The organism is Spirochaetota bacterium (assembly GCA_004297825.1).
In the GTDB taxonomy this organism is placed as follows: Bacteria; Spirochaetota; UBA4802; order UBA4802; family UBA5368; genus FW300-bin19.
The window spans coordinates 1-23425 of sequence record SCSX01000075.1; the positions used below are offsets into that span (position 1 = coordinate 1).

At 58.5% G+C, this 23425-nt stretch carries 23 protein-coding genes; 5 read left to right on the forward strand and 18 right to left on the reverse strand.

The genetic code is table 11. The annotated features are described in order from the left end of the window. The coding region (locus EPN93_16350; protein TAL32186.1) for a serine/threonine-protein phosphatase at positions 1 to 1379 on the forward strand (1379 nt) is incomplete at its 5' end. Between the two features lie 43 nt (positions 1380 to 1422). Here the strand turns inward: EPN93_16350 and EPN93_16355 are convergent. Further along, positions 1423 to 2172 (reverse strand): hypothetical protein, encoded by a 750-nt coding sequence (locus EPN93_16355; protein ID TAL32187.1) that lies wholly within the window; start codon positions 2170 to 2172, stop codon positions 1423 to 1425. A gap of 125 nt (positions 2173 to 2297) precedes the next feature. Here EPN93_16355 and EPN93_16360 point away from each other — a divergent pair, with 125 nt between their 5' ends. After that, the gene (locus tag EPN93_16360) at positions 2298 to 3302 is read left to right on the forward strand and encodes a hypothetical protein (GenBank protein TAL32188.1); all 1005 of its coding nucleotides are present in this window, start codon (positions 2298 to 2300) and stop codon (positions 3300 to 3302) included. Between the two features lie 160 nt (positions 3303 to 3462). On the opposite strand, the gene EPN93_16365 is transcribed toward EPN93_16360, so the two are convergent. From EPN93_16365 to EPN93_16445, 17 genes are all read right to left on the reverse strand, one after another. After that, positions 3463 to 3753, reverse strand: coding sequence for an antitoxin (locus EPN93_16365; GenBank protein TAL32189.1), 291 nt, complete (start codon positions 3751 to 3753; stop codon positions 3463 to 3465). Then, positions 3740 to 4027, reverse strand: a complete 288-nt coding sequence (locus EPN93_16370) for a DUF4258 domain-containing protein (protein TAL32190.1) — start codon at positions 4025 to 4027, stop codon at positions 3740 to 3742. The genes EPN93_16365 and EPN93_16370 overlap by 14 nt, the downstream gene beginning before the upstream one ends. A 277-nt stretch (positions 4028 to 4304) precedes the next feature. Then, positions 4305 to 5465, reverse strand: a complete 1161-nt coding sequence (locus tag EPN93_16375; GenBank protein TAL32191.1) for a hypothetical protein — start codon at positions 5463 to 5465, stop codon at positions 4305 to 4307. Positions 5466 to 5680: 215 nt separating this feature from the next. After that, positions 5681 to 6187, reverse strand: a complete 507-nt coding sequence (locus EPN93_16380; protein TAL32192.1) for an ORF6N domain-containing protein — start codon at positions 6185 to 6187, stop codon at positions 5681 to 5683. A 136-nt stretch (positions 6188 to 6323) separates the two neighbouring features. Next, positions 6324 to 7721 carry a hypothetical protein gene (locus EPN93_16385; protein TAL32193.1) on the reverse strand — a complete coding sequence of 466 codons (1398 nt, stop codon included), beginning with the start codon at positions 7719 to 7721 and terminating at the stop codon, positions 6324 to 6326. 22 nt (positions 7722 to 7743) lie between these two features. Continuing rightward, positions 7744 to 8454: a tetratricopeptide repeat protein gene (locus tag EPN93_16390; GenBank protein ID TAL32194.1), complete on the reverse strand. Its 711-nt coding sequence runs from the start codon at positions 8452 to 8454 to the stop codon at positions 7744 to 7746. A 111-nt stretch (positions 8455 to 8565) separates the two neighbouring features. After that, positions 8566 to 8970, reverse strand: a complete 405-nt coding sequence (locus EPN93_16395) for a response regulator transcription factor (GenBank protein ID TAL32195.1) — start codon at positions 8968 to 8970, stop codon at positions 8566 to 8568. A 74-nt stretch (positions 8971 to 9044) separates the two neighbouring features. Then, positions 9045 to 9572, reverse strand: coding sequence for an NADH-quinone oxidoreductase subunit NuoB (gene nuoB / locus EPN93_16400; GenBank protein ID TAL32196.1), 528 nt, complete (start codon positions 9570 to 9572; stop codon positions 9045 to 9047). A 2-nt stretch (positions 9573 to 9574) separates the two neighbouring features. Then, the gene (locus EPN93_16405) at positions 9575 to 10120 is read right to left on the reverse strand and encodes a 4Fe-4S dicluster domain-containing protein (GenBank protein TAL32197.1); all 546 of its coding nucleotides are present in this window, start codon (positions 10118 to 10120) and stop codon (positions 9575 to 9577) included. Positions 10121 to 10143: 23 nt separating this feature from the next. After that, a complete protein-coding gene (locus EPN93_16410) occupies positions 10144 to 11043 on the reverse strand; it encodes an NADH-quinone oxidoreductase subunit H (GenBank protein TAL32198.1) in 900 nt (299 codons plus the stop codon). Between the two features lie 11 nt (positions 11044 to 11054). Then, positions 11055 to 12725 carry a Fe-S-binding domain-containing protein gene (locus EPN93_16415; protein ID TAL32199.1) on the reverse strand — a complete coding sequence of 557 codons (1671 nt, stop codon included), beginning with the start codon at positions 12723 to 12725 and terminating at the stop codon, positions 11055 to 11057. A 31-nt stretch (positions 12726 to 12756) separates the two neighbouring features. After that, positions 12757 to 14619, reverse strand: coding sequence for a hypothetical protein (locus tag EPN93_16420; protein ID TAL32200.1), 1863 nt, complete (start codon positions 14617 to 14619; stop codon positions 12757 to 12759). Next, positions 14609 to 15109 (reverse strand): hydrogenase maturation protease, encoded by a 501-nt coding sequence (locus tag EPN93_16425; GenBank protein ID TAL32201.1) that lies wholly within the window; start codon positions 15107 to 15109, stop codon positions 14609 to 14611. The genes EPN93_16420 and EPN93_16425 overlap by 11 nt, the downstream gene beginning before the upstream one ends. 3 nt (positions 15110 to 15112) lie before the next feature. Further along, positions 15113 to 15961 carry a hypothetical protein gene (locus tag EPN93_16430; GenBank protein ID TAL32202.1) on the reverse strand — a complete coding sequence of 283 codons (849 nt, stop codon included), beginning with the start codon at positions 15959 to 15961 and terminating at the stop codon, positions 15113 to 15115. A gap of 4 nt (positions 15962 to 15965) precedes the next feature. Beyond that, positions 15966 to 17033, reverse strand: a complete 1068-nt coding sequence (locus tag EPN93_16435; protein ID TAL32203.1) for a hypothetical protein — start codon at positions 17031 to 17033, stop codon at positions 15966 to 15968. Between the two features lie 3 nt (positions 17034 to 17036). Further along, positions 17037 to 19043, reverse strand: coding sequence for a hypothetical protein (locus tag EPN93_16440; GenBank protein ID TAL32204.1), 2007 nt, complete (start codon positions 19041 to 19043; stop codon positions 17037 to 17039). A gap of 359 nt (positions 19044 to 19402) precedes the next feature. Then, positions 19403 to 19900 carry a hypothetical protein gene (locus tag EPN93_16445; protein TAL32205.1) on the reverse strand — a complete coding sequence of 166 codons (498 nt, stop codon included), beginning with the start codon at positions 19898 to 19900 and terminating at the stop codon, positions 19403 to 19405. A gap of 170 nt (positions 19901 to 20070) precedes the next feature. Between EPN93_16445 and EPN93_16450 the strand changes: the two genes are divergently transcribed. From EPN93_16450 to EPN93_16460, 3 genes are read left to right on the forward strand one after another with little or no spacing between them, the layout of a single operon-like run. Continuing rightward, complete coding sequence (locus EPN93_16450; GenBank protein ID TAL32206.1) at positions 20071 to 20682, forward strand: outer membrane lipoprotein carrier protein LolA; 612 nt, start codon at positions 20071 to 20073, stop codon at positions 20680 to 20682. Positions 20683 to 20685: 3 nt separating this feature from the next. Next, entirely contained in the window at positions 20686 to 21318 is a 633-nt protein-coding gene (locus EPN93_16455; protein TAL32207.1) for a hypothetical protein, read from the forward strand. Continuing rightward, the gene (locus EPN93_16460; GenBank protein TAL32208.1) at positions 21305 to 23398 is read left to right on the forward strand and encodes a ComEC/Rec2 family competence protein; all 2094 of its coding nucleotides are present in this window, start codon (positions 21305 to 21307) and stop codon (positions 23396 to 23398) included. The genes EPN93_16455 and EPN93_16460 overlap by 14 nt, the downstream gene beginning before the upstream one ends. Positions 23399 to 23425: the final 27 nt, after the last annotated feature.

Here is a 23425-nt window from a genome sequence, read left to right on the forward strand (position 1 = left end):
CCCTTTTCCCCGAGACCGGCCTGCCCAGTTACGACATACTCATCAAGAACATCGTGCTCGTTATGGCGGGATACGTGATCGCGACGCTGGAAACCATGCTCGCGCGCGCCCTGGGACTTACGTCCATCAGTTACGGCGAGGTGCTCTTCATCGCCGGTGCGGTCTTTTCTTACGCCATGGCCTCCTACTGGCTCGTCTACCTGAACAGGAGGGTCACCCTCCTCATCGATTCGCTTGTCTATTATGGAAACCTTACGGTGTACCTCGCCATGTACGGTGTCTGGATCTACAAACTGGGCGAAATCCGGACGTTGGGCCTGTTCAACGCGCTCATCGCCGTGACGATCGTCCTCACCTACACCCCCATGAGCAGGAGCCTCATGATGTCCCTGGGCACGGTAGCCTGCCACCTGGTGGTGTCCCGCTTCGCCATCTACGACGCGGGACAGCCGGGGAGCTTCGCACGGGAGATATTCTACACGATCGCGTTCGTTCCCGCGTTCCTGATCATCTCGTATTTCGCCGGCCGCCTCCAGCGCCAGAACGCCGCGCTCGGGGATACGAACCGGGAACTCGAGAAAGCCAATCTCGACCTCACACGCGCCAACGAGGAGCTCGAGGCGACGCGTCGCGTCACCGAAATCGAGATGGACCTCGCCGTCACCATCCAGTCCGCGATCTTCCCGGATGCGGCCCCCCAGACCGACGAGTGGGACGTCGCCTTCTCCTTTAAACCGAGAAACGGCGTCTCCGGCGATTTCTACGATTTCTATTACGAGGGACCTGTCCTCCGGGGAATGTCGCTCTTCGACGTATCGGGCCACGGCGTGTCGTCGGCGCTCATCACCATGTTCGCGAAACCCATCTTCTTCCGGCACTTCACCCGCATGTCCGGCGGGCCGCTCCACCGCGTGATAGAGGCCGCGAACCTCCGCCTGATCGACGAGATGCGCAACATCCACGGGTTCATCACCGGGATAATGCTCAGGTTCGGCGGCGGCTCGGTGGAATACGTCAACGCCGGGCACCCCGATCTGCTCCATCGCCGCTCCGGGCGCGGGGTAAGGGTGATCGGGGCGGGACACGAGCTGATCAAGGGACGGCCCCTCGGCATCGAGGGGCCCACGAGAACCTGTAAGACCGTGAAGTTCGGTGTCGCCCCCGGAGACGTGCTGGTGCTCTACACCGACTGCGTCACCGAATGCGTGGGGGCGGCAAACAACTCGTACGGGGTGGAGAGGCTTATCGCCTCGTTTGAACGCGCCCCCGGGGAGGACGCGGGGGCGATACTGGAATTCATCGAACGGCAGTTTCACGACTTCCTCGGGGACCGGCGCGTCGAGGACGATTTTACGCTCATCGTCGCGCGCAAGCGTTAGGCGCGATTATTGGCGCGGTCCCTGACGCCGGGAGGCACCGTTCCTACTTCTCCGGTTTCGCGCCGTCGCCGCGTATCGGCTCCATGTCCTTGAGCCGGCCCTTCATCTCCGCAACCAGCTTTTCGAGCCGCCCAACCGCGTCATTTCCCGATTCCAGGTCCTGCGTAAGTTTTTTTATTCTCGCGTCCTGTTCGGCACGCGCGGTCTTCCCGGCGGCGATCTCCTCGTCCTTTTGCGACGATTCCTTCCTGAGCGTGTCGATCTCCTTCGAGAATGCGAGCTCCTTGCGCGCCCCCTCGTTTTTCATGGATTCGCGCTCGCCGTTCCACGCCGCGCTGTTCTTCGCGATCTCCTCGTTCAGGCGCTTGAGCTCGGACTCGAGCGTCTTCTGTATTTCCCCGTTCAACCGGGTAAGCTCCTGAATCTTCCCCGAGCTTTCCTTCTTGAGCACCTCATTCTGCTGTTCGAGCGCTTTGGTGCGGGTCTCCCTGAGCTCGATGTCGCGCGCGAACTGTGTCTTGAGCGCCTGGATGTCGGCCTCGAGCCGCTCGATCCTTGACCTCTGTTCGCCCGCTTCCTTCCTGCGCACGGAGGTTTCATCTTTAAGGACGCTGTTCTCCCTCTGGAGCAGGGTTATCCTGCCCTTCATGAGCGCGTTCTCCGAGCGGAGTCCGTCGGTGAGCGCATCGCGGTCGGCGGTTCCCATGGTGGCGCACCCCGCGGCGAGCGCGGCAGCGCATACAGCGGCCAGGATCGTGCCGCAGGGAGCGCGGCGCTTAATTGAAGGCTTCATGCGATTCAGTGTACGCGGGATGGCGGCGCCTGTCCATTCAAAATACGGGCGGCCCCGGTGTTTTTTCGTTGCGCGCGCGGCGCCGTGGAGGGATACTTCACGTATCAGTTCAGGGGAGGTCCGATATGAAATTCCAGAAGCACGCGCTTTTCTTCCTGCTCCTCGCAGCCTCCTGCACGTCGGGACCGCAGGGGACCCCTGTATCGGTCATGCCCGATCTCCCGATCGAGAGGGAATACGTCCTGGCCGCGCGCCAGGTCGACGACACGCGCCTCCCCCGCCTCGCCGATGCGCAGTTCGCCCTCGTCCTGGACCGCATCGCCGCGCGCGTGAAGGAATATCTAGGATATCGCATAACGTTCACGATGAAACCCGCGCTCGACCTCCTCGCGTTCCGGAGCGAGATGGCCTATATCGAGGACCTTCCGGCGATGAAGGAGGTCCGGGGCTACCTGCTCGATCCCGAAAAAGCGGCGGACAGGGAGCGGCTCAGGTCCGATATCGCGAAGACGATCGGCGCCGCGCCCGATAGGGTCCTTGCGATGCAGGTGAAGGACTTCGGGAAGTTCCCCGACCGCGCTTCATTGGCCGGGCACGTCTACCGCGGCTACGTCGACAACCTCCGGAAGATATATCAGATCCCCACCCATGACGTAACGCTCCTCGCGGACCCCGCGTACCTGGAAACGCTCACCTATCCCTTCTGGGACATGGCCGTGCGCGAGTACGGGGGGGCGCAGTTCATCCTCTCCAACACCGTCATGGCCGACATGGAGACGGAGCTTCCCATCTACGTGATCCTGCGCGGGGGCGTGACCACCGGCCTCACCGAGCGCAACGAAAAGAGCCATGTGGGCGGGGCGATCGTGCTCTTCACCCTCCCCTTCATCTCCGACGATAACTTTTTCACCGCGGCCCGCGAGGAGGCGATCCCCGCGCACGAGATGACCGACGTCATCGCGCTCTACGCGGTGCACGAGTTCGGCCACCTGCTCAACCACTACAAGGATTATTCGGACCACGAGAACTGCATCATGGTGCCGGCGCACGGGCTCAATTATTATAAATGGTACCGTGAGAGGAAGGAGAAGAAGTGCGAACTGCCGCACGAGAAGCTGGCGGGGTTTTAGCGTTATTCAGGCAGAGGACTGCGATTTTTTTATGTCCAATTAAATTGGCATTTTGAAATCTCTTCAAATCCTATATTTTCATCAACTGTATCTATTCCTATGAGTGTAAAACTTTCAATACCTGCTGGTACCATTAGACATGGCGGAAGGGGACGTTGAACTACTTGGGCCTTCTCTCCACCAGCTGGCCGGTGATATATTTATGGAGAACGCTTTTCACGAACGATTGATATTTCAAGCCCTCGACGGCGGCGCGTTTTTTTATTTCCTTTAATTCAGACGGTTCTATACGGATATTCATTTTCATTTCGTTTTTTACAAATTCCTTCGCCGCTTTTTTAAATACATCCTGGACTTTCCGGGAAGGTATTTTTATCTTCTTCGCGTCTACGCCTTTATACGATTCGATCAAGTCCTTTTCTTCCTTGTTTAGATATTTAATTTTTTCCATTTTTGTTCCTCCCCTCAAGCAAGTATAAATATTCCCTGTTGGGAAACAGCGTGATTAAACGCACCGTATCCCCGCTCCTTTCATACGGTACGCAATATGTATAGTTGTTATACTCAATTACCAGCATGAACTGGTCCGGATATTTCTCCCTGTTCGGGTGCTCAATATTCAACAGGATGCCTTTTTCCGCGATTGCCTCTATTACATCGTAAAACGAAACGCCCCTGTCTTTTCGCAGGATCTCGTTTTTGGATTTATCAAAAGCAAACTTCATTGTTCAATATGCATCAATGTGCGCACTTTGTCAATACATTTTACTCTCGATTGAAGATGACATACGCATGGCGACGACAAGGATTTCAACGCAGCGGGCGCGGTTCCTTCCGACATAACACTTCTTCCCGGATGACACCGGGTTCATGATACGAAAGTACTTTCCCCCTTATGGATCACCCTATCTTCCGCAACTCTTCCAGCAGGGCCGGCCTGTTTTTATACAGCACCCCCAGCTCCGCAACCAACGAACAAGCCTCTCACGTACAAGCCAGCTCTTATTTACCGCCACCGGGTACCTTCTCATTCAGCTTGCCGCTCTCCTGAAACCGAACTCCACTGCCCGCCCTGAACCTAATCCCCTGGATTTCGGTATCTGCCGCAAGGAACCCATCGCTCAATCTGCCGCTCTCGTAGAAATGAACTTCCGTACCCGCGGTAAATCTGATCCCTTGTATCTCCGTATCCGCTAAAAGTTTTACAAGGCACACCTTGCCGCTATCATAAAAATAGACTCTTGAACCCTCAACGAACGTGATCCCCTGTATCTTTGTATCGGCCAACAGTATCCCCTGGCTCAGGGTGCCGCTTTCGTTGAACATAACTCCAGTGCCTGCCTTGAGCTTGATCCCCCGTATCTCCGTATCGGCTGCCAGTATTCCTTGATCCAAATTGCCGTGCCGGAATTGAACTTCGGTACCCGCCTTGAATTTGATCCCCCGTATTTCGGTATCTTCTGAAAGATCTGCCCAATCCGGTTTATCTCCACTGAACCGAACCCACGTTTTTGCTTTGAATTTGATCCCTTGTATCTCCATATCGGTTATTAGATGTACGAGTTCCAGCATGTCGCTACGATTAAAATCCACCACGGTGCCGGCGCTAAACTTCATCCCCTGTATCTCTGTGTCGGCTAACAGAGTCCCTCTGAGCAGTTTACCTTTTTTGAAAAAATGAACTATCGTATCAGCCCTTAAACTGAGCCCCTGTACCTTTGTGTTTTTCAGAAGGGTTCCCCAGGACAACGTGCCGTTCTCATAAAGCTGAATCTCAGTGCCTGCCTTGAGCCTGACCCCCTGTATCTCCGTATTTGATGAGAGCGTGCCATGCTCAGGCTTTCCATTAAAAAATTCAACGTCCGTGCCCGCCTTGAATCTGATTCCGCGAACTTTCGTATTGTCCGAGAGTCGGGCCATCCTCAGCATGCCGCTTTCAAAAAGCCAGACATTCGTACCCCCTTTAAAGGCGATCCCCTGTATCTCCGTATCCGCAGAAAGTCGTGCCTGTCTCAGCTTGCCGCTTTCATCGAACCAAACTTCTGTCCCCGCCTTGAATCTGTTCTCCTGTATCTCAGTATCAACTGAAAGCGTTGACCCTGCAAATCCACGTATAGTAAGAAAGAAGATGGTCATTACACCGAGAACGATACGGAGTTTCATCGAAACATCCTCCCGTTTTTATCATCGAAGCGTCTCTTCCCGCGCCCTGCCCTTCTTCTTGAAATGCGCCTTCACCCCGGCAAGGAACGCCGCGCAGCGTGAAATCTCGGTGAACACGGGTATATTACGGTATCGGGAAAGGAAGGAGAATAAGTGCGACCCCTCGCACGAGAAGCTCAAGAGTTTTTAAGGGCTGGGGATTTAGCGCATACCCTTCATTTCCTTTCCTTAGGGCTGTCAAAGCCTATCTTTCGCTTTGGTTTTGCGTCGTCCGCGAGCAGCCGCTTAATCGCCTGGAACACGATCCGGAACTGCTCGTCGTATTTCTTCTCCATGCTCTCTATCTTCCTGCGAAGATCATCATGAGAGGAAAGCATCGTACGCAACCGCGTAAAGGTGCGCATGATCTGGATATTCACCTGGACCGCACGATCGCTGGTAAGTACGCTGGACAGCATGGCAACGCCTTGTTCGGTAAAGGCGAAGGGCGGCTTTCTCGTACCACCCCAACTTGATGTCACAATCTGTGATCTCAACTGGTCGAATTCATCCACGGTCAGCTGGAACATAAAATCTTCCGGGAAGCGTGACTGGTTCCGTTTCACCGCCTGGTTGAGCGCACGGGTTTCCACTTCATACAATTCGGCAAGGTCTTTATCGAGCATGACCTTGTGACCCCGCAGCAGATATATTTTGTTCAGTATTCTTTCATCTGGAAGCATATCTGTGGTCTCTCCCGTTCTATCTTTTTGCGGCCTGTTGAATAAATTCTGCTGTCATTTCATTTTTCGGTTCATTTGGGCGATGAGTTACGCCTTGAATTAGCCAGGATTCGCGGGGCTAGACCTGCCCGGAAACCTATGTGGCAACGCCCGCCCTTCCCTTCTTCGAAAAATGCGCCTTCACCCCGGCAAGGAACGCCGCGCAGCGTGAAATCTCCGTGAACACGGGTATGCCCTCCGCCTCGGCGGCCTCGCGAAACGAGTCCTGCGAGACGTTGATGCCGATCATCCAGAGCGCGACGGGTTTCCCGTAGCGGCGCTTCATGGCGGCGATCTTCGAGAGGTACGCCGTCGTCGTGAGGTCCCAGGCGATCGTCTCCACGATGAGCGAATCGACGCCCTCGTCCTTCATGAGCGCCTCGACCGCCCGGGTATATACGGGCTCCAATCCGTTCAGCTCGACCGCGGGCCAGAGGTCCACGGGATGACTCGGCCGCATCCATTCGGGAAACACCGTCCCGATCTCCGCGATCGTCTCCGGCGAAAGTTCCGCAAGATCCAGTCCGTGATCGGCGAGCAGGTCGGCCGACACAATGCCCGCCCCCCCGGAAAAGGTCGCGATTGCCGTACCGCGCCGCGCCGTGAACGCGGTGGTTTTCGAAAACCCGCGGACAAAATCCATGAGCTCGTGCATGTCGTACACCGGCACCACGCCCGCCTGCCGGAACGCGCCCTCGTAGACCGCCTCCTCCCCGGAAAGGCTCGCCGTGTGGCTCATCGCGGCGCGCGCGCCCCCCGGGCTGCGCCCCGCCTTGAGTACCACGACGGGCTTCGCCGTCGCGCGCGCCAGGTCAAGAAATTTCCGCCCGTCCATGATGGATTCCAGGTAGCAGCCAATGACCTCCGTGTCCGGGTCGTTTACCAGGTACTCCAGCACGTCCGTCTCGTGCACGTCGCACTTGTTGCCAATGGAGCACACCTTCGCGATCCCCATGCCGCCGCGCTCGAGTATCGTCATGAGAAATCCCGCCGACAGCATGCCGCTCTGCACGATGAGCGACACGTTCCCCGGCTTCATGAGAACCTTCCACCTGTCCGAATACATGAAGGAGAAGACGTTGCGCGTGTGGCCGTCCAGGAGCCCCATGCAGTTGGGCCCCCACAGCCGGATGCCGCGGGCGCGCGCGCGCGCGACCATATCCTGTTGAAGCCTGTTCCCCGCCTCTCCCGTCTCGGAAAACCCCGCCGACTCGATGATGATCCCCTTAACCCCCCGGTCGGCGCAGTCGTCGATCGTTTCCAGTATGAACCGGGCGGGAATGAAATAGATCGCGAGCTCGAACGGCCGTGGAATCGATTTGATATCGGGGTAGCACGTGACGCCCAGGATTTCCTTCACCCGCGGGTTAACCGGGTACACGGGGCCCTTGTAGCCGGCGAGGACGTTTCGAACTATGTGGAACCCGCCCTTGACCTGGTTGTCCGACGCGCCAATAATCGCCACGCCCTCGGGATGAAAAAAGTAATCAAGCATGCATGTCCCTCCGCGTTGTCCCTCAGGGGGCGGTCCGTCCCAGTTTTTCCGCCTTGTCGTATTTTTTTGCCTTGCGATACGCGCGCACGAGCGCCTGCCGCGCGTCTGCCCTGTGCGGCTCGAGCGCGAAGGCGGCCTCGAAGCTCGCGACGGCGTTCTCGATCTTACCGGCGTTCTCATACGAGGTGCCCAGCGCGAAGTGCAGCTCGAAGCCGTCCTGCCCGGCATCCCGCGCCGCGACCAGGCGGGGGATCGCGTCCTCCCAGCGGTGAAGGTGATAAAAGGACATTCCGTAAATGAACTTCGGGTAGCGCTCGCGGGGCTCGTGGCGCGAGAATACGTCTATGAGATCCGGGTATTCCTTTTCTTCGTACAGTATTTCAAGCACGCTCTGCATCGTGGAGAGGTCCTCGTCCTCCTTCATGGATGACACGATCAGGCGTGCCCCCTCGATACGGTCCCCCAGTTCGATGCGCGTGAGCCCCAGCAGGCGCACGATCTCCCGGTTGCCCGGGTACAGCGTCATGAGGTCCGATAAATAGGGTTTCAGTTTCGCGTATTCATCCCTGGAATACATCGCCTTCGCTTTCTTCAGCGAATCCTCCAAGCCCTCCTTCTTCACCCTCTCGTAATACACGCGCAGCGAATACCGGTACACCTCCCGGTGATAGATCACCGATCCGGCGATTCCGGTGAAGAAGGCGAGGAAAAACATGAATTTAATGAGCTTCATTTATTTATACCGCTAAAAAGAAAAAGGAAGAAATACGGGCGTATTCCTTCCTTTTTCACGACTCCGGGGTTTTGTCAAGATGATAAAAGATGTATCGCCCGGACTTAACGGTTACCCGATTACGTTCTTGATCTTGCCCAAAAGCTCGTCTATCTTCACCGGCTTGGTGAGAAAGTCGTTTATTTTGGGGAGAAAATTCGCGTCCTCGTTGAGCGAGAACCTGTTGTTGGTGACCTGGTTTATCGCCGTGATCATGATGATGGGTGTCGCCTTCACGTCCTTGTACTTCGAGGTGGGGCGGTCGCTCCTGATCTGGTAGCTTATCTCGAACCCGGCCGTGTCCGTCTCCATCATGACGTCCAGGAGCATGAGGTCCGGTTTCTCCGCCAGGAGTTTCTGAAGGCCCTCGGCGCCGCTGTACGCGGGAACCACCGTGTATCCGTTCACGCTGAGCGCCTGTGCGAGCGTGCCGACCAGATCCTTGTCATCGTCAACCAGTAATATCTTTTTTGCCATTTGTTCACTCCATCCGGTGAATTGTTGCGCCATCGTCGTAGAGACGTCCCGGCGGGACGTCTCTACGACGACGTCTACTTTACAAGCTCGTATATCACGTTCCGGTCTTCCCACGCCTTGTTCCGCTCGTACGTGTCTATGGGGAACTCCATCTGCTTGAGCTCGACCGGCGCGGCCTTCTGGGGAACCAGGCCCAGGGCGAGCGCGACGCCGTAGATGATCGCCTCGGGCCTTGGGGGACAGCCCGGGATGAAGTAATTGACCGGCACGGCCTCGAGGGCGCCGCCGCATACGTTGTAGCTGTCGGCCCACATGTTGCCGCCGATCGCGCACGAGCCTATCCCGAACACGAGCTTGGGCGCCGGCATCGCGTCATAGGCGCGCTTCACGAGCGGCTGGGTGGGCCGCGTCACGGCACCGGAGATGAGCATCACGTCCGCGTGACGCGGCGAGCCCACCACCTTGATGCCGAACCGCTCCACGTCATAGTACGGGGTCAGCACGTTCAATATCTCGATGTCGCAGCCGTTGCAGGCGCCGGAATTGCAGTGATACACCCACAGCGACCTCGGCAGAATTTTCTTTGCGAGATTTCTAAACATGATTATTCTCCTATCCGTTCGGGTCTCTTGAACCGGTCGCTCTTGGCCAGCTGCTCGGTGTCGAACTGTTCGGTGCATGCCGGCAGCACGGTGCGCATCTCGAGATTGTCGTACCGGTATCCCTTCAGGTTCATGCGGTCGATCCTGTTCGGGGTCTCCATTTCGTAGCAGCGTCCGCAGCGGTTGCAGGTCGCCATGAAAAGCTCCAGGCTCTGGCTCAGGTCGCTCCTGCTGGGACACGCAAGCTCGAACTCGCCCGTCATCGTGATCGCCTTTTCCGGGCACACGTCCGCGCAGCGCCCGCAGTAGGTGCAGCGCCCGCCGTCGTATACCAGGACGCGCAGGTCCTGGCACAGGTCGCGTATCATGATCGTGCGGGCCGGGCAGTGCGCGTGGCAGCCGCCGCAGCCGATGCATTTATGATGGTCCCAGACCGGCTGCCCGCGGTACCCCTCCGGCGTAGGATGCGGCTGGAAGGGATAGGGAAGCGTAACGGTACCGGGTTTGATTACCAGTAATACCTGTTTTATCTTGCTAGTTAACCACACGGTCGCACCTCGCTAGTAGTAGTTTATATTCCATACACGGTCAGCCCGACCGCCGTGAGTGAGAGCAGGATGAGCACGGCGTAGTACCTGACCGCCTGTTCGATACGAAGCCTCGGGTTCGTCGAACCGACCAGCGATATCAGCACCACCACCGCGAGAATGCCCGCGAGTTGGGTTCCGATATTCGCCGCGTACGACCCGGTCTGCAGGAAGGGCATGAACACCGTCACGAACAGGAACGCATAGAACATCTGCTTGATCATCATGTAGTACTTGAAGAGCGCGAGATAGGGACCGGAATACTCGATGAACGGACCTTCGATGATTTCGATCTCGGCCTCCGCGATGTCGAACGGCTGGCGGCCTACGAACGCCTGGAGCGCCATGAGGAAGACCACGAGCATGAGCACTACGCCCCACCCGTAGCCGGTCATCGCGACGCTGAAGAAGCTGGCGCCCACGGACATTCCCTTCACCTTGAGCGCGCCCATGATGAGCGTCATCGCGAGCACGGGCTCCACCATGATCATCGTGATCATTTCGCGGCTTGCGCCCACCATCGCATACGTGTTGCGGCTCGAGAGCGCCCCCAGGAGGACCGATACGCCGCCCAGGGTAAGCACATAGATTATCGTGATTATGTCGGCGTACTGGGTAAGGAAGTTCGCCTTGAATCCCAGCGGCACGAACATGACGACCGTCACGATCGAAGCGAACGCCATCATGGGCGCGATCTTGAAGGCGACATTGCCGGGAACGAGCCGCTCCTTGCCCAGGAGCTTGATCAGGTCATAATAAGGCTGCACGATGGGCGGCCCCTGGCGGGACTGGACCTTTGCGTAGAGCTTCCTAATCACGCCCTCGAACAGCGGCGCGAGTCCCAGAAACACGACCACGTTTACGATTATTGCCAGTATGTCCATAGCTTACCTGCCTACCCCTTATTTCTCGAGAGCGCTTCCAGCTCGCTCTGCGACATGACCTTCATGCCGCCGTTCCTGAGGTCTACCACTTCCATGCGTTCCGTGCAGGAGAAACACGGGTCTATGCTGCCGATGATTATCGGCACGTCCGCCAGCTGGTTGTTCAGGAGCATCATGGGCACGCCCTGGAGGTTGGGGTACGTGGGGGCGCGCACCCTCCAGCGCTCCGGCCTGTTCTCCTCGCCGGTGATTACGTAATGCGTGACCTCTCCGCGCGGCGCCTCGACCGCGGTGATGCCGTGCCTCCCGGCCGGAAGCGCGTCGTCGAAGGGCATGAGTATCGGCCCGTCGTTGGGCATCTTGTCGAGTGCCTGGCGTATGATGCTGATCGCCTCGAAGGTCTCGAGCACGCGCACGAGCACGGTGCCCCACACGTCGCAGTTGTCGACCACGGGCACGTCGAACTTCATTTCATCGTACGCGGCGTACGGCTGGTCCCTGCGCGCGTCGATATCGACCCCCCTGGCCCTGGCGACGGGTCCCACGAGGCTCCATTTGATGGTGTCCTCTTTCGTGATATAGCCGACGTCCTTGGTGCGGCGGTGTATCGCCGTGTCGCCGATGATCGCGTTCTTGATCGTGACCATCTCCTTCTCGATCGTGCCGATCACGTTCAGGATGTCCTGTTTCAGTTCGGGGGTGATGTCGCGGCGTACGCCGCCGATAACGATCATCCCGTAGGTCTTGCGGCTCCCGGTGAGGCGCTCGCACAGCCACATGATGGGTTCGCGCACGCGCCACGCCTGCATGAACACGGTGTCGAATCCGATCAGGTGGCCCGCGACGCCCAGCCAGAGCAGGTGCGAGTGCACGCGCTCGATCTCGAGCATTATCGTGCGGATGTATTCGGCGCGGCGCGATATCTTGTGGCCGGCCGCGATCTCGACCGCCTGCGAAAAGGAGGCCGCGTGCACCGATCCGCAAATGCCGCAGATACGCTCGGCCAGGAACGGAATCTCGTTATACGAAATCTGGGTCTGTGCGAGCTTCTCGACGCCGCGGTGGATCATGAATCCCCGGTAGTCGCTTCCCTTGATCGTCTCTCCGTCCACGAACAGCGCGAAGTGCGCGGGCTCGTGCTGGGTGGGATGATAGGGACCAAAAGGAACTATGGAGCATCCGTCCGGGCATTCATCAAGCTGGTAGGCCACGTTCTCGGCGGCCAACGGCTTGATGTTGAAGGGGACCTCCTTGCGGAGCGGGTAGATGTCCGCGGGCCAGTCGTCGGCGGTAACGAGTTTCTTGGGCTTCGGGTGGTTGGTGAACTTCATCCCGAGAAGGTCCATGTATTCACGCTCCGACCATCCCGCGTTGGGGATGTCCGGTGTGATGGATTCGATGGGCTCCATCTCCTTCGTCGCGGTGCGCAGGCTCGCGAAGTAATGCTCCTTGTCGAAGGCGAAGGTGTGGATGAGACCCAGCGTACCGTCCTTCGCAAGGTAATCGGTCCCTACGCTTACGAGGTAGCGTCCGCCCTGGGCGATGACCTCGTTGCATATCTCGCGGACCTTGTCCTTCTTGATGTCTATGAAGAGCTGGGTGGCCTCCGGGTTTTCCACGCCGGTGACCGCATTCGCGAATTTTTTCTTAAGCTGATCCGTTAAGGCTTGAATCGTTGCCATGATGAACCCCTTGTGTGTGAATTATTGTTCCTTACTTCTTCACGTTGCCGCCCGTCCACCAGAACATCAGCTTGAGCGCCGAGAACATGCTTGAATCCATGTAGCGGTTGCGGTTGTTCAGGGTCTGGTATCCGCACAGCCAGGTGTCTACCTCGCGCGTGGTATTGCCGCCGGACCTGGTCAGGAGCCACGCGACGCACCCCGCGATCGCGAATATCGCGAGCACCACGAGCGGAACCGCCATCGAGGCCGCCGATGTAAGGCCGGGCACCTCGAAGGTCACGCCCATCGCGGTGTTGAACACGTGTTTATCAAGGTCCATGTTCCTGAACGCGGCGGAGAGCATGGAGCCCCCGGAATTCTGGAACATGGTGATGATGGTATTGAAGTAGAAGAACGGGATCACGCCCTGCAGGATGCACAGCGCACCCAGGATGACTTTCGGGAGTATCATGCCCGCCGGTACCTCTTTCACCTCTTTTTCGATCGTCCACTCGGTCCCTGCCGAGGTGAAGGTCATGCCGAAGAATTTCACGTAGCAGGAAAGGGTGATCGCGCTCGTGAAGAGGGCGACGATGCCGAAGAACACCAGGAAGAGCACCTCGTTGCCCGCGAGGAGCGAGGAGGAGATGAGCGTCCATTTGCTCGCGAAGCCGGAGAACGGCGGCACCCCCGAAATCGACAGGGAGGCGATGCCGGCGATTATCGCGGTCACGGGCATGAACTTGAGGAGGCCGCCCAGCTTGTTCAGGTCCTTGCTTCCGGTCGCGAAGAGCACGCTCCCGGAGGTGAGGAACAGCAGTCCCTTGAAGATCGCGTGATTGAGCACGTGGTAGACCGCGCCGATTATCGCGATGAGCGCCAGGAGCTTCAGGTATTCGCTTTCCGAGTTGAACATGAACACCGCGGCGCCTATCCCGAAGATGATGTAGCCGACCTGGCCAATCGAGGAATACGCGAGAAGCCGCTTGGACTGGCTCTGTTTCATCGACTGCACGGTCCCTATGAACAGGGTGACCACCCCGAAGGTCGCGATGATCGCGCCCCAGAGCGCGCCGTTGAAATGAAAGGTTTCGTTATGAGGGATCATCCAGAAGAAGGTGCGGATGATGCCGTACACGCCCGTCTTGATCATGACGCCGGAAAGGAGCGCGCTTATGGGAGACGGCGCTATGGAGTGCGCGTCGGGCAGCCACATCTGTCCAAAGGGGAAGATGGCCGCCTTGAATCCGAATCCCAGGAAGATGAGCGCGTATACTATGAAGGGAATCGCTCCCTGCGAGGCGCCCAGGCTCCGCGTCACCGCGTGCACCGAATCGCCCAGGCCGCTTCCGGCCACCAGCGCTCCGGCGACTATAAGCAGCCACGCGACTTCCATGAGGAGCAGGTACTTGTTCGACGACTTCACGTTCTCGGGTTTCTTGTATTCGAACTTGACCAGGAAGTAGCTCGCGACGGTCATCATCTGCCACGCGATCGTGAATCCCACGGTCAGGTCGTCCACCGTCACGATGGCGGCCATCCCCGCGATGAAGATCGGGTAGTTGAGATAATAGCTTTTCAGGCTGTAGTCGTGGTAGTGTTCCATGTATTCGATGGAGTAAAACGCGCTCACGATCGACATGAGTGCGATGATCCCCAGGAAGAAGCCCGCAAAACTGTCGAGCAGGAGATACACGGGCAGGGGTCCGATATACAAGAGCTCCGTGGTAAGGGACTTCTCGAAGATGACGCTGTAGCTTATATTCAATAAAACTACTCCCGCGATCGCCACGAAAGCAAAATTCAGCCAGCCGGCCAGCTTTCTCTTTTCCGAGAAAAACGGCACGATGACCGCGGAGAGCACGAGTATCCCCATGGATAAGAGCAGGCTGCCATACAGATTACTGTTCATAGACATACTCCTTACGGGTACTGTGTAGTGTTTCGATAATGATATCCTTGATCGCGTCCGCGCTTTTTTTCACCGTCTGCGTGAGGCCCACGCCGAAATCCACGTCAGCCGCCTCGATTCCCAGCAAAAAAGCCTTTTTCCCCCGCTCGCGCCAGATCTTGCAGGCGAGCGTAAGGGACAACTTGTGGGTGGAATAATTGTTCATGAGGCTTCCCATCTCGTCCATGCTTCCGAACACGAGCGAGCCGGGAAGGCTCGATGTCTGCACCGCGTCCAGGATGAGGACGTTTTCGCAGTCGCGGTCGGCGATCTCGAAGACGTAGCTTTCGATTATGTCTTCGGCGTGGACGATGTCCGCGCCGTGGACGCTTTTCTCGATCTCGTCGGCGAGGTAAAGGCCGACCCCGTCGTCGCGGCGTATGGAATTTCCCACCGCGACGATGCAGGTCTTCTCGCCCAGGAGCCTGGTTATTTCACCCGTGAAATCCATCGTTTAGATCTGCTCTCCAAGCGTCTTGATCTGCCGGAACGTGTACACGGGCCCGTCGGTACACACCAGGGTCCTTCCCACCATGCAGTGCTGGCACTTTCCGATGCCGCATTTCATGTGGCGCTCCAGCGTCGAATAAATGTTTTCGTCCGAGAGCCCGCGCTTCATGAGCTCGCCGATAACCGTGTTGAACATGACGGGAGGCCCGCACACGAACGCGACGGTGTTCTCGATCGGAATGTTCGCCTTGTCCAGGAGCGTATGGACGAACCCGACCTCGCCCTTCCACCCGGGGGTCTCGACGTCGACCGACAGGAAGCACTTGAACCCGGGGACGCCGCCCTGCCACTCCTTCAGGTTTTCCTTGTACATATGGTCGTCGGGGGTGCGCGCCCCGAGGAGCACGTACACATCGCCGAAATCTTCCTTGTGCTGGAGCACGTGCATGATCGAGGAACGCAGCGGTATCAGCCCGATGCCCCCCGCGACGTACACGATGTTCTTGCCCTTGAGCTCGGCGAAGGGGAACCCGTTGCCGAAGGGGCCGCGTATCCCCACCTTGTCGCCCGGCTTGAGCGCGTGCAGCGCCCTGGTCACCTTTCCCACCGAGCGGACGGTTATGTGGAACCGGTCGTTCTCGGGGGACGGGGGCAGTGAGACCGCGAACTCGCCCGCGCCGAAGATCGTGCACATGATGAACTGGCCGGACTTGATCTTGAGGTTGTCCTTAATTTCCTTCTTGTCGAAATTAAGGTAGAAGGTCTTCACCTCGCGAATCTCGTCCTTGATTTCCTCGATGGTCGCGACTTCCGGTATGGTTACAATCTTTCCGTTAATCATTCCTTCACTCATGGCATTATCCCTGCTTCGTAATTTCTCTTCTTACGTAGGTCACGACATTGGGAATCCCTATATCGCCGGGACATACCCACTGGCAGCGCCCGCAGCCCACGCAGCCCGGGCGGAGATATTTCTTCGACTGCGAATATGAAAGCTTGCAGAAGAACCTCTTGTTGCGCCGGTCTTCAACCGGTTTGCGCGGGTTATGGCCGCCGGCCATGCGCGCGTAGCCCTCGTACGCGCATGAATCCCAGGAGCGCAGCCTGTCGGTGCATCCGGCGCACGCCGTATCGTTGACGTCCACCACGTTGAAGCAGGAGCAGGACGGGCACACGAAGGTACAGGCGCCGCATTCGAAGCACTGGTCGCCCACGTATTCCCAGACTTCCTCTTTCGCAAAGCCCGTGGTCACGCGGTTAATCACCCTCGAAATCCAGGCCTTGTTGTCGACCGCCACCGGTTCGAAGAGCGTGATGGCCTTGTCGAGCTTTTCGCTTTTCTGTTTCATGTGCGCGTCGGCGGCAGCCTTAAGCCCCATCTTCTCGGCGAGCATCTTGCCCTTATCGCTCCCGGCCTCGACCAGGTATTCGTCGCCCAGGTCGGTGAGGTTCAGGTCGTATCCCTCCTTCGCGAAGGGCCCGCTGTCCATGCAGACGCACAGGCACTGCTTGAAGGGGGTGGTGCATGAGTTCGTGACGATGAACATTCCCCTGCGGTGGTTGCGGTAAACCTCGTCCACGAATTCCTGTCCCAGAAAAAAACGGTCCAGGCAGAGCAGGCCGTTCAGGTCGCAGGAGCGCAGGCCGAAAAGGGCCTTGGGCGTCACCGTAAAATCCGGTTTCACCTCAACGGACTTCTTCGCGCTGTCGTACTTGTACGACAGGATTCGCTCCATCTGCGGGAACACCGACTGCTTGGGCGGGGCGGAAGGGATGGGCGCACCGAGGTTTATCTCGGACGCGCTTCCCACCTTGTCAAAGAACGTCTGCCCCGATGTCTTTTCCACGAACGGACCGTACAACTGGTATTCTTTGCCGAGCTCCTCGGCGATCTTGAGTACATCGCTTTTCTTGATCAGAAACATGGCTCACACCTTCTCGATCCTTACTGGAATAGTTGCGTCTTCGCCCTGCTTGAGCACGTCCGCGTGGCCCAGCAAAAACTTGGATATCATGTCCTGCACGAAATAGGGGGCGTAGGCGGTTCCGGACTTGACGTCTCCCGTAACCCTGACCGTCACGCGCATTTCCCCGAACGGCGACGCCACCCGGACGGGCCAGCGGTCGCGTACCTGGATCGTCTTCGCGTCCTCGGCCGAAATCTCCACGTAGCCTTCCGGATAATCAAGGAGCAGCGCGTTGTATTCCCTCATGGGGATGTAGGTTTTCTTCATGAGATTGTTCTGGTGCCAGAAATGCTGAGCCTTCCCTACCATGAGGAGCACGGGGAATTCGCTCTTAGCGGCGGGCATTTCCACGACCGCGTCCGCCTTGACGAAGCTGAGCTTTCTTCCCGCCTTTTCCAGCGCAAAGCGTTTTGTCCCCTCGGGGTTCTTGTCGTCGCAGGGCCACTGGAGCCCGAAACCGGAGGAGAGCTTCTTGTAGGACACGCCGGAATAGGAAGGCGTGACCTTCGCGATTTCGTCCATGACATCGGAGGGGCTTGCGTATTTCCACACCAGCCCGGCCTTTTCGGCGAGCTTGACGTAGAGCTTCCAGCCCGGAAGTATGTCACCCGTAGGCTCCAGCTTCTTCGCGGTATACTGGATGCGGCGCTCGGAATTCGTGAATGTCCCCTCGTCTTCCATGTAGGTGGTGATGGGCAGGACGACCGTCGCGAGTTCCGTGAAGGCGTTCTGGTAGGCGCCCACGTACGCGACGAAATCCAGCTTCTTGATGGCATCGGCGCTGCGGATGATGCCCTCGTCGTGATCGACGACCATGAGCGCCTTGAGCTTCGACGCGGGATCGGCAAGCATTCCGTACACCGGCGCCCCCGCGGCGGAGGGAATATCGGACCCCCAGACCGAAGAAAATCTCTTGGTTACCGCGCCGTCCGCCGGGGACTGGAACCCGGTGAGGAGGTCGTGCGCGACGCCCATGTCGTAGCCGCCCTGAAGGTTATTGAGTCCCGCGATCGGGTTTACACCGCAGGCTTCTTTCCCGACCTTCCCGGCCATGAGGTACAGGTTGAATATGTAGCCGATGGTGGCCTCGTCGAGCCCGGAAATTCCGGAGGCGAAAAAGACCATCGCCGATTTCGCCTTCGCGAGCGCGCGGGCCAGTTCCTTCAGGATATCGTAGGCGATGCCGGTCCTTTCGGCGATCTCGTTCTCGGGCAGCGTCTCGAACGCCTTCTTGAAATCCTCGAAGCCCTGGGTATGGGCGCCCACGAAGTCCTTGTCGTAGATCCCCTCATCGTACATGGCCTTCGCCATGGCGAGAATCGCCGTCTTCTTGGAGCCGGGCTTTATCTGGAGGAAATCCTTCGACAGCTTCGCGATCTGGGAGCGGCGGCTGTCCATGGTCACCAGCCGGGAGCCCGCGCGGGCCGCCATATGCAACTCGCTTCCTATAATCGGATTCTGCTTGGTGATGTCGATGCCCACAACCAGGAGGAATTCGCTTTTACGAATTTCCTCAACGGAGCCGAGCATTCCCGCCATTCCCGTCCCCGCGTTCATCACGTTCAGGCTGTTGCGGTGCCCGGACTCGGAATCGAGGCTTATGTTGTTGGACTTGAACGCGGCGCGGGCTATTTTCTGGAAGAGGTAGCTTTCCTCGTTGGACGAGCGCGGGGAACCCAGGAACCCGATCGAGTCCGCGCCGTGCTTCTTGAGCTTTTCCACCACGAGCGCGATCGCCTCATCGTAGGAGGCCGGGACGAGCTTCCCGTCTTTTCGTATGAGCGGTGTGGTGATTCTTTCGGGGGTGTTAATGAGTTCGTGTATGTTCCATCCCCGAACACAGAGTCGGCCTTTACTTATGGGATGGTTTTGTGAGGGAAATACCTTGAGGACTTTGTTGTCTTGGACGTCTATGAAGTGACCGCAGCCGGTCCCGCAAAATGTACAAACGCCAGGTTTCTGACTCATACAGTAACTCCGCGCACATTATTTCCCCAGTCAAAAAGGCATATCACCGCCATCAGAGTCACGACCTTCTATCACATCGCCATGGACTCTGCCGACGGCTATACGCTTTTCAACAAGATCCAGCAGAGCAGAGTCAATGACTGTCGTTACCTGGCGGCCTTGTGATAGCACTATAGCCTGAGTGTTAATCCGGAACCAAGCCTAACTTGTGCAATTCAACCGTCAATAATATTTATTGATACGATTGAAAAAATTATTCTTTGGACGGAAATCGGGGCATTAATTTTTACATAGTGGCGGCTTCGATGACAAAAATTCGCTTCGTGGCAGGCAGATTTTACTTATTATCTGTTTCCAGTTTATTGATACATTGATTTCAGCGCGGATTTTACCAGGTACAGGGCGTTATGAATGTAGCTCACCCCGCCGATAAAGCGCTCCTTGATCATCCCTATGGGAAGGGCGTCGATATCGCCCTGCATGAGACCGAGCGATTCCTCCATCACGGTCACCAGGCGCTCCGCTTCCTTCATGCCGGCTTCGCGGACGATGGTCTCGATTGTCGCCCGGATGAGGCTTATGGAACCGATCATGTCCCTGACCGCACAGCAGAACCGCGGGCCCGCCGATACTGCCAGCTTTTCGATAACGCAGAGCCGCACCAGCTTGTAGCCGAGCGTCACGTCGGTACAGCTCCTGTTGGAGAAACAGTCGGGATAGCGCTCGAAATAGGCCTCCCCTATCCCGATCATGTCCTCGGCGGAAAAGGGGAACTCGCCCCCGAGCGCGATGACGCGCTCCCTGAACCGGTCGAAATCCTGGTGCTCCCTGAACAGTCGTGCGATAGGCGTATCCATGGTCCTGTGGGGCCGCCCGGGGCGGAAAATTGTAATTGATAAAATGCGCCTCCGCTACTGTAATAGCCTCCTCGCGGATATTGCAATCATTATCCCGCCGGGAATGAAATTTAGAAATTTAATTTCACTTTTACACGGGCAAATCGTATACTATTCAGAAAGAGGGATCAATGAAGACTTTTCTCAAGGCGGTGGTTCTGATACTATGCCTCTTCGTGTTCACCGAGGGCTACTCGCTCAACGGGGACGAGGCGCTCAGGAAGTTCCAGGACCGGATGTACGGCGTCGGCACCATGAGCGGGCAGATATCGTGGGTATATACTTCGGGGACAATGTATTCCGGAAGCTTTAAGTACATGGCGCCGGGACGCATCTACGTAAAGTTCACTACCCCCACGGGAAGGGTGCTCGTCACCAACGGCAAAAAACTCTGGGTATACGACTCCCAGAGCAACATCTGCGGGGTGCAGGACCTTGGCAGGGGAGGTTCGGGCGGCATCGCATCGCTCGTACAGGGTTATCTTCCCCTCCTGAGCGCACAGGGCTCCGGCGGCTACACGATCAAGCTCAAGAGCAACGAGCGCCAGTACAACGAGATCACGCTGGTGCTGGACGGTAATTTCATGATGAAAAAAGCGGTGATGCAGAGCCGGGGCGGCGGTGAGGGCCTGTCGATCACCCTCTCGAACGTGCGCACCGGGGAGGGCATGACCGCGGGCACGTTCGACTTTAACGTGCCGTCGAACGCCCAGCTCGTGAAAAATCCGCTGGACGTGAAATAGACGATGAACCGGGAGAAATTATCCGGCGGCGCACGGAAGGGGCGGACAGCCATTATCATTCCCTTCGTATGTGCCCTCGTGCTGCTCGTTCCCCGGATATCCTTCGCCGCGCAGGAGAAGGCGGAAGAAGAGCTCTTTTTCACGTACGTGGGCCCCGTCCTGGAAGCCGGTCTGGCCTCGGTCAGTTACGATAAGTGGAACCACACGAATGCCGTACTGGATTCCCGGACCGCGGCGGGCCCGTACTTCTCGGGCGGGGTGCAGCTGGATATTTTCGTGCACGATTTCGTCGGCGAGTTCGCGCTCCAGGTGCGCGACTCAATGTTCGACAAGGCCGAGGTCGCCGCAATTTACGTGAGAACCGCCGCATTCGGTAAATACCTTTATGCTTTTAATGAAAGCTTTTTCGCGACGGGGGGATTCGGGATCTTAATGGATACCGGACCCGCGAGCAAAACCTACGACGGAGGCGGCGGAATCGCAGCGGCGATCGGGGCGGGCTATTCGTTCGCGCGGGACTGGCGCATCATGTTCGACATCACCGCCAACTTCGGCCGCTACGGGATCGGCGAAGAAGCGAAGACCACGGCCTACGGCGTAAAGCTCGCCGTCATGTACAAGATTGGACGACTTTAGGCGCATCGGCCGCGCCGCCCTCGTACCCTCCCTCATAGTTCTTCTCTTTCTCGCGGCCTCAACATTGATCGGTTTCGGAATAACGCTCGGACGGACCGGGGAAGTCGTCTGCGGCCTCGTCATGATGCTTTCCGCGTGCGCGCTCACACCCGCGGTGCTGCGCAATTCACTGCCGGCTGAACCGGATTCCGGCGCCGGGCCGCCGCTCGTCCGCCGTCACGCAAAAACCCTGGGCCTTGCGGGATTCTCGCTCGCGGGCGCCCTTGCAGCGCTGTACTTTTTCGCGCCCGGCCTGCGCTTCGCCGATAATTTCCCGTTTGAGCACGGACGCCTTCTCGTCGAATCGGTCGACCGCGGCAGGCACGCGCTGAAAGCGATGGTGCGATTCGAAACCCCCGGCGACGATGCACGGGGACGCGCGCTGGCCGTCTTCGCCCCGGGGACGGAGCTCAGGGAGGGCGACGTGATCGAGGTGCGCGCCCCCTTCCGGAAGATTACCTGCGGGCAGATTGCTGATTCGTCGTATCACCGCTCCCTGGCGCGCGCGGGAATCCGTTTCCTTGCCAGCCCCGGGGCGGGCGAGTACTCGATCCTGGAGGCGGCCCCCGCGGGATTTCACGAGCGGCTCCGGATCCGGATAGACGGCGCCCTCCGGAAGCTCTTCGGGCAGCGGCACGCGGCGCTGCTTTCGGCCTTCTATTTCGGCGACGACAGCGACATCGATACGCGCACCATGAGCGACTTCAAGCGCGCGGGGATCCTGCACCTGATAGCCGCAAGCGGGTTCAATATCGGTCTTGTCGCGATGCTCCCGTTCTTCCTGCTCACCCTCGTGCGCGTCCCGCGGCGGGTCATTATCTGCGCCACACTTTTAACGCTTTCCTTCTATATGTTTCTCACCGACATGCCCGTGTCCCTCGTGCGCGCGTTCATCATGTTCTCGGTGTACGCCGTTCAGCGCGCGTTTTTCCTGGAACGCAATCTCTTCAACACCCTCTGGATCTCCGCCGTACTCATACTCGGTTTCCGGCCGCACGAGCTCTATTCCCCCTCGTTCCAGATGAGCTTCGGCGCGACGCTGGGCATTATCGGCGCGCAGCGCCTGTACGCCGCCTCGATGCCGCGCGTGCACGCCTATTTCAGGGAATCCGCGGCCCTCTCGCTTGCCGCGCAGGCGCCGGTGTTCCCCATCGTGCTCGCCCACATGGGTGAGGTGGGCCTTGCGGGGGTCCTCACCAATATCGTCGCGATCCCCCTGACCGTGGCCGCCACCGCCCTGTCCCTGGCCGCCGCCGCGGTCTCGTTCGCGTCCCTTCACGCGGCGCGCGCCCTCGCGTGGGCGGTGGGACTCCTGTTCGACCTGAACGACCTGTTCGTACGGTGTATCGCTTCGCTCGGCCTGCATTACACTGCGGATGCGCCCTCGCCCCTGCTGCTCATCCCCTTCATCCTGTTCCTCGCGCCGGTGTATGCCCCCGCGCGGCTGCGTGCCGCCTCGTGGGCGGGCGTTCCCGCGGCCTTCATGATCGCTGCGTTCATGCTCGCACCGGGGCCCGCCGCGCGGCCCGAAATTTACACAACCGGGAGGGACGCGGTGCTGGTCAGCTCCCGGGGCGGCGGTGCGCTCGTCTATGGGGCGATCGAGCGCATTGAGGATGCGCGCGCGATCGAGGCGCGGCTGCGGGAGCTCGGGACCCAGAGGCTCACGCTCTGCGTTCCCGGGGACGGGCGGCGGTCGCTCGCCTGCGCGGAATACCTGGGGAGACGTTTTGCCCTGGATGAGTGCGTGCTCGATGAACGGATCGCCCTGGGGGCGGGCCTCCGGCGCTTCACCGCGTTGTTGGAGCGGGAGGGGGTGAGGCTTCGCCTGGAGCGGCTGGATATCCCGGAACCGCGCGCCCCCGGTTCGTGGGAGCTCATCGCCGCGCGTTATGCCCCGAAGAGCCGGACACTGGATCCCGCGCGCGTTCTCGGGAGACTGCTGGGTTTCGAGCCTCCCGGGGGCGGGGATGGGCGCCTCGCCGAGGCGCGGATACTCGACCTGAGCGCGCTCGCCAAAATCTATGTTGACAAGGAATGAAATTTGTCATTTACTGTGCGGGAACAG

Bases quoted from the DNA above. Each gene is read 5' to 3' on its own strand.
- EPN93_16355 (TAL32187.1), bottom strand. From the start codon at position 2,172: ATGAAGCCTTCAATTAAGCGCCGCGCTCCCTGCGGCACGATCCTGGCC.
- EPN93_16360 (TAL32188.1), top strand. From the start codon at position 2,298: ATGAAATTCCAGAAGCACGCGCTTTTCTTCCTGCTCCTCGCAGCCTCC.
- EPN93_16365 (TAL32189.1), bottom strand. From the start codon at position 3,753: ATGGAAAAAATTAAATATCTAAACAAGGAAGAAAAGGACTTGATCGAA.
- EPN93_16370 (TAL32190.1), bottom strand. From the start codon at position 4,027: ATGAAGTTTGCTTTTGATAAATCCAAAAACGAGATCCTGCGAAAAGAC.
- EPN93_16375 (TAL32191.1), bottom strand. From the start codon at position 5,465: ATGAAACTCCGTATCGTTCTCGGTGTAATGACCATCTTCTTTCTTACT.
- EPN93_16380 (TAL32192.1), bottom strand. From the start codon at position 6,187: ATGCTTCCAGATGAAAGAATACTGAACAAAATATATCTGCTGCGGGGT.
- EPN93_16385 (TAL32193.1), bottom strand. From the start codon at position 7,721: ATGCTTGATTACTTTTTTCATCCCGAGGGCGTGGCGATTATTGGCGCG.
- EPN93_16390 (TAL32194.1), bottom strand. From the start codon at position 8,454: ATGAAGCTCATTAAATTCATGTTTTTCCTCGCCTTCTTCACCGGAATC.
- EPN93_16395 (TAL32195.1), bottom strand. From the start codon at position 8,970: ATGGCAAAAAAGATATTACTGGTTGACGATGACAAGGATCTGGTCGGC.
- nuoB (TAL32196.1), bottom strand. From the start codon at position 9,572: ATGTTTAGAAATCTCGCAAAGAAAATTCTGCCGAGGTCGCTGTGGGTG.
- EPN93_16410 (TAL32198.1), bottom strand. From the start codon at position 11,043: ATGGACATACTGGCAATAATCGTAAACGTGGTCGTGTTTCTGGGACTC.
- EPN93_16415 (TAL32199.1), bottom strand. From the start codon at position 12,725: ATGGCAACGATTCAAGCCTTAACGGATCAGCTTAAGAAAAAATTCGCG.
- EPN93_16420 (TAL32200.1), bottom strand. From the start codon at position 14,619: ATGAACAGTAATCTGTATGGCAGCCTGCTCTTATCCATGGGGATACTC.
- EPN93_16425 (TAL32201.1), bottom strand. From the start codon at position 15,109: ATGGATTTCACGGGTGAAATAACCAGGCTCCTGGGCGAGAAGACCTGC.
- EPN93_16430 (TAL32202.1), bottom strand. From the start codon at position 15,961: ATGAGTGAAGGAATGATTAACGGAAAGATTGTAACCATACCGGAAGTC.
- EPN93_16435 (TAL32203.1), bottom strand. From the start codon at position 17,033: ATGTTTCTGATCAAGAAAAGCGATGTACTCAAGATCGCCGAGGAGCTC.
- EPN93_16440 (TAL32204.1), bottom strand. From the start codon at position 19,043: ATGAGTCAGAAACCTGGCGTTTGTACATTTTGCGGGACCGGCTGCGGT.
- EPN93_16445 (TAL32205.1), bottom strand. From the start codon at position 19,900: ATGGATACGCCTATCGCACGACTGTTCAGGGAGCACCAGGATTTCGAC.
- EPN93_16450 (TAL32206.1), top strand. From the start codon at position 20,071: ATGAAGACTTTTCTCAAGGCGGTGGTTCTGATACTATGCCTCTTCGTG.
- EPN93_16455 (TAL32207.1), top strand. From the start codon at position 20,686: ATGAACCGGGAGAAATTATCCGGCGGCGCACGGAAGGGGCGGACAGCC.